Origin of the sequence: Flavobacterium sp. HSC-61S13 (assembly GCF_024171535.1) — a bacterium.
GTDB lineage: Bacteria > Bacteroidota > Bacteroidia > Flavobacteriales > Flavobacteriaceae > Flavobacterium.
Genome location: NZ_JALJZV010000029.1, coordinates 1 through 6,503 on the forward strand (window position 1 = coordinate 1; position 6,503 = coordinate 6,503).

Below are 6,503 nucleotides of genomic sequence, written 5' to 3' on the forward strand. Positions count from 1 at the left end.
TCGTCCTGACCTGACCATTGTTGACGTGCCGTTACTCGTAGTTTACCACAATTAGCAGCTCCAGCCATAGAGGGATGAATCAAATAATAGTTGTCAGAAAGGTAGTCTGAATAAACAGACATACCTTCTTGAGCTATACTAAATTGCGATACTATTAATGCTAATGCTAAATAACGTTTCTTAAAAATATTCATAAACTAATTATCTTTTTAATGAGAAGTGACCTTTAAACTCTCTTCGATTACCTTGGAAATCATTATACTCTACAGTAAACCAATAATCCGTAGACGGTACCGGTCGACCTCCAAAGGTTCCATCCCAACCTTCTCCTGCTGGACTTAATTGTTTTAATAGTTTTCCAAATCTATCAAATATATAAATCTTTGCATCCGGTTGAACACTTAATCCTTTGATGTTCCAAGTATCGTTATGTCCGTCTCCGTTTGGTGTAAAGAATTTCGGATAATTCATTACATTGATTAGTTTCGATACCGCACATGCTCCAGTCAATCGATCGCGAACCCAAACTAAGTGCTCACCGGCAACAACATCATAAAACACATTACTGTTTTGGTAAGAACCGTCGTTCAATGCAAATTCATAAACGCCTGCTGGGGTTTTCTGATCCAATACATTGACGATAATCGTCTGTTTACCATTCTCGGAAATCTCATCTCTATTGCCCGTAGTATCATCAATGGTGATGCTAAATGGCGCTAAAGCCGTCAAAGTAACCGTAGCACTGTTAACCGAAGCACAGCCCGTAGCTTTTGAAACCGTACTAACAGTATAGTTTCCTGCTAATCTAGCCTCGTAATATGATCCTTTCGCTTCTGGAATCTCCACGCCATTAAACTGCCAGATAAACTCATATAGAGACGAATCCAATTTCGAATCAATCAAGAATGGGGTCACTTCGCCCGTTTCCAAGTCTTTACACAAGTAACCGCCTTCTAAATCCGTGATCACCTCTGGCAATTTATTCACCACGATTTCAAACTCGACTAGTGCACTACAATATAAATCTTTATCCTTATTCTTAACCACAGCAACAATCGTTTGTGGACTAGAAATATTCACATAATCATCTGGTGTCAGTATTGGAATATTCGCATTGTAATCAGACATCGAAGCATAGTACGTGACGATTAAGTCGTCCATTTCAATTTGATTTCCGATGATTTCATCCGAGTAAACCGTCAAATCAATACTGGTGAATCCATCATTGACTGGAATTTCCTTATCATTGTCGTCGCAATATGGAGTTACCTCAGGTTCAAAAGCCTGAACCTTTGATTCTATTTGAATCAATAAACTACCAACACTAAAACAACCCGTAGCTTTATTCTCTAAGCGTACCCAAATCATTTCAAATTTGGCGAATTGATTGGTATACTTATAAGGCAACGGTTTTTTATTATTTCTAGCATCATTCCATTCCCGATGATAGGTGATATTATAATCAGTAGCCAAACGGCCATTTAAAATCTCCTCGTTCTTATCCGACAAATCAAACTCATAATGAGACACAACTTGATCCAAACAAGCCAACAAAGGTTTTAAAGGTTTTATTGACGGAAGCGGGTCTACAACCAACTTCAATTCTGTTATAACATAACATTTTGGACTGATTAAGGCTAAGCGATTTTCTACTCGCACGTATATAACGTTAGATTGAGACGAGAATTTTGCTTTATTCGGAATAACACCTCCAAGATCACCTGCTTCAGCCAAGGCACGAGTCCCGTAAAAATAAACATCTAAATTCGTATCTCCTTGAACAACATCTGGTATACTCAAGGTCAAATCAAAGTCCGCACGACCTGTCCCAACAGTTGCCTCACAAGCACTTAAAGTAACACTCTTAGCTGCAATTGGCATGGCATATACAATTAGAGTTTGTATGGTCATTGATCGACAGCCATTTTCGTTGGTTACAACGACCCAAATACTTTGAACGGCTGTTTTGTTTTTATATGTGGTCAAGTTAGAAGTAGCAATTGCATTGGTTTGCGCTAAGGCATCGGCTTCACTCTCATAATAAGCATAACTGGTACCAAAAATGGGACTTCCTCCAACGATGAAATACTCCTGCGAAGTCAAGTCAAAATACGCAAAATTCTGTCCTAAGGTGACGTCGCTACAACTGACTAAATCTTGAGGTTTAAACAGCTTAATACCAATATGAACTTTTAGATTAAAACTACCCACAACGCTACAACCCGTAGTGGTATCCAACAAACGATACCAAATGGTTTCTTCTGGAATACTATTTACATAATTCTTTGGACTACTGATCGCATTTTCTGCTTTTTCAGCATCAGCTTGAGTCTTATAGTATGAGATACTAGATCCGTGTCCAGATACAACGCCAGGGATAATATTCGATTCATGCATCGTTAAATCAAACATAGCCTTACCATCAAATAAATCCGTGTAATTATCACAAATAACTGTAACAGGTAAATTACCTACAATGATAGGGGCTCTATTTACTTTTAAATCAAAGTCATAAATACCCACACAACCCGTAGCTTTATTGACAATGCGAATCCAAACCTTGGGTTCAGTGATTGTCACGTTACTGTAAGCTTCTGGGCTAACAATCTTATTTACACCGTCCCGTGCATGATCTAGATTGTCAAAAAAGTTGAAATCAAAATTCCCAAAAGACGGAATATGTGTTTTTCCATGTTCAATCAGGTTGAAAACACCGATACCCGTATTAGAGGTGCTACAAACCGTAAGGGTATGTCCTAAATCCAAATCAAAAAACGGATATTTATTGACGATCAAATTGATACTTACCACTTTATAACAAGCTCTTTTTACATCTTCAACGCGGGCATAAACCGTTTGGGTATAAGCATCTTTATTGATGTAACTATTCTCGTTTATAGGTCTCAAAGCCGATTCCGCATCCTGCAAACTCTCGTGGAAGCTGATTTTAAGACTTAAACTAGAAGTCAATTCGGACTTTTTAGAGGCCAAGACAAAGTTCATTTTACCCGTATCGTCTTTGGAATCACAAAGAACATAATCAGAAACACTATTTGCGACATCCGTAAGCGTAACCATTCTTAAATGCAACAATTCAATGTTATAACAACCGCTTTGTTTGTCTTCTATACGAATATAAACCGTACTAGCCGTTAAATTGGAATATTGACTCGGATCTTTTATCGCTTTGTCAAAGTCCCCTTCTATAGCCAAACTATTGGAAGCATAATAGTAAACGTGATAATCGGAAGCGGTTAATCCATTTAAGAATTCTAGTTCTTTACTGGTTAGATCAAAAAAGGCAACTCCACTAATCCCATCATCACAAATCACCATCTCACTCGGAGACTGAGTACGCGGCTTGCCTTTTACAAGAAGATCGATAGCCTTAATCGTTACACATCCTAAAGTATCTTCCACACGGATATAAACCGGCTCTCCCCCTGGTTTGTTGTTTGAAAAAATATTATTCTGAATCGTGATCGGGTTTATATTGGCAACGGCCTCACTATAATTTCTAAAGAAAGCGTGTTTCCACGTGGTATTTAATCCTTTTTGATCGGAAGCGATGATCGTTAAATCAAAATCGGCAATTCCTAAATTATCACAGACTACATAGGTATTTGGACCAATTAAAGTGGGGGTAATATTAAATCTTAGTTCAAAACTAGCGATCGAAAAACAGGATGAGTTGGCGGAATAAACACGAGCCCAAACCGTTTTCTCACCACTTTGGTAATTCCATTTTGGTAAGGCTTTGGTGACATCGCCCATATAGGCCTCGACTTGCGTCAAGTAATATTCAACCACCAAACCACTAGCGCTTAACTTCACTTCGTTATCCTTAGTATTCAAATTAAAAATAGCTTCTTGAGGATTAAAAAGATCTACACAAGCAAATAATGGACTCACCAGTGTTTTTACAACGGGTATCACTTCGCGAAGCAACTCAAAGGAAGTTATGGCGTATATCGCTGGATTCGCTATAGAGCTTACACGAACCCAGATGATATCGTGATGTCCTCCATTAAAAGTCGAAGGATTCAGGATAGGGTTTAATTCGATTTTGGCATTCCCTTCACTGGTATAGTACTCAATTTTATAACCGGGAATCCCGTGGTAAACGATATCATCATAAACCGTCAGGTCAAAGGTTGAACCTGGAGCATTACAAATACGCAAGGGACTCAGCGGAACTAAGCCGATAACGCAAGGTTCCGTTTTGATGGTAAAACTAAATATTTTAAAACATGGACTCGCTTTACTTTGAATACGCACCCAGACCGTCTTAGAAAAAAAGGTGTTATCAAAGCTGTAATAAGGTGGTATAGCAGCGACATCATCGATAGCGTCTTGTTGGTTTTCGTAAAAAGAGAATTCCACTGGAAAATGGGTAACACCTTTGATTGCCTCTTCTAGATTAAACAAAGTAGTAGCTCCCGGTGCTTTACACTGAACTAGATTTTGAGGTACTTTTTCAATAATAATCTCATCAAAATACTCTACGCGAATGGGTTTGAGTTCTACATCACAGGTGACAAATTTATAATTCAATCGAGCTCCATAAGTTCCCTTTTCCCGCACCACTAGATTTGCACCGTTTTCACCGACTAAATCCACGCCGTCTTTGGTCCACTGAATGGTATAATCCTTTGTATCCAAGCCCGTACCAAGCACCTTGGTGTCTCCGGGACACAAGGCATTACCGTCTTCTATGACCAGGTCTTCCCCCAACTCCGGCGTTCCGATATCAAAACTACGCGCATTAAAAAAAACCGCAGAAGAGTGATTCACATTAGGACAAAAATCCATTACCGCCAATTTGATGTGGTATTTACGACCGGGTACAACCTTAACTAAACGAGAACTCATTGCAACAGTCGATGCCACAAAATCAAAAGGAGCACCTAGAGGATTAAGCTGAAAGGCCGTGGGAGTATCACCTGGCTGCGCAAAGTGATCCCCGTAATAGTGTGGATTCACACTTGCGCACGACGAACCAATTTTTTGAGTATCTCTAACCTTATTTAGTCCGATAGGATCATTTGTTCCCGGTATTTTTGCTAAATTCTCTCCTACTCCATTTGTCGTATCAATCAACCAAGCAGCAAATAAGGCTCCTGGAAACTGTCTGCACATTTCCCCGCAACCTCGATAATTACTTTCTGAAGCTAATAGGTATTCAAACTTAATAGAATCCTTAACTGGTATAAAATCAAATTCCAATTGAGTCACACGCTTCCTATCATAAGCGCCTCCACCTGCATCATTAATGGCATCATTGATATCTTTATCGCCCACCCATCTTTCATTGTTAGCTCCTCGCGAACTTCCATTTCCCTTATAAGGACCTTCTACATAATTAACATCATTAGTCGTCAAAACGATTCCCTCGTCAAAAGGAAAAATCGAATTATTTTTATTAAAATAGCCCAGAGCATTGTATTGCTTTGTTTTAGGGCTACCATCGGCTATTTGATACTTAATATCGGACACTAAATTACAACCGGATTTAACCAAAACCTCTGTAACTAATTCTTCAACACTATACTGATTTCCACTAGCACTAACGCGCATCGGAGGTGGCGCTGTTGTCAAACATAACGTAAAAGGATAGTCATTAGCCGTAGTATTCCCAAGACGAATATAGTAAACACGTCCAATAACCAGGTTGTTTAATACTGTAGACTTTGTAATATTATTTAAGCTAACACAGCTAAAAGCCGATGCTTTAATCAGAGAACAATCCGCCCTATCATAGACTGCCAAATGAATTGCCCAGATAGCAACTCCCGATACCTCAATTCCCAACTGATGGATTTTACTCGTAGCTACAAATTTATACCAAACATCGCGCTTGGAAGCAGGATTACAGGTTGGCTGCGCTATGTTTGTTGTAACAGTTGCATCTTTAAAAGTTCCTGTTACAGTACTCGTACAGTCAAAAGTATTATTTACAGGCAAATCAATAGCTCCCGAACAATTATCATTGACAGGCGCCGCTAATAACATAGAAGTTGAAGTATTGTAGACAGTTGTTTGTACAAGATCGAAATAATCCACAAAGCTATAATAACTCAAAGCGTTACCATAACTCGGTTCGTACATTTTGCTCGATGATTTCCAAACACTCTTACTAGCAAATAAAGAAGTTGAAAAAACAAGCATTAATAAGAATAATAGTTGTTTCATAGTTTTAATGTTTTTTAGTAATATGTATTTTGTTTAAGAAAACCTAATATCTATTAAATTTTAAGACTCCATGTTTTAAAAAATAAACATTTCGTAAAATAAAAACACTTTTAACAGGTTACTTAACAAAAAAACACTGTTTTTAATTAACATAACTCATGTTTATGACAAAAACACGTTTGAAACAAAAATAAAAAAATCTCGATAAGATCGAGATTTTTTTTAGTTAAAAATTAACTGCAGGACAATTACAGTCGTATTTATCCGGTTTGCAGAATAGGTTGATACCGATGGTCAACTGGTGAAATCCA

The 6,503-nt window shown here is 38.1% G+C and carries 2 protein-coding genes; both read right to left on the reverse strand.

What is annotated here, in order from left to right; all coding sequences use genetic code 11:
- On the reverse strand, positions 1–194 hold a 194-nt coding region (locus tag L1275_RS16445; RefSeq protein WP_253476087.1), incomplete at its 3' end, for a type IX secretion system membrane protein PorP/SprF.
- Positions 195–201: 7 nt separating this feature from the next.
- Positions 202–6,192, reverse strand: a complete 5,991-nt coding sequence (locus tag L1275_RS16450) for a T9SS type B sorting domain-containing protein (RefSeq protein WP_253476090.1) — start codon at positions 6,190–6,192, stop codon at positions 202–204.
- Positions 6,193–6,503 lie beyond the last annotated feature (311 nt).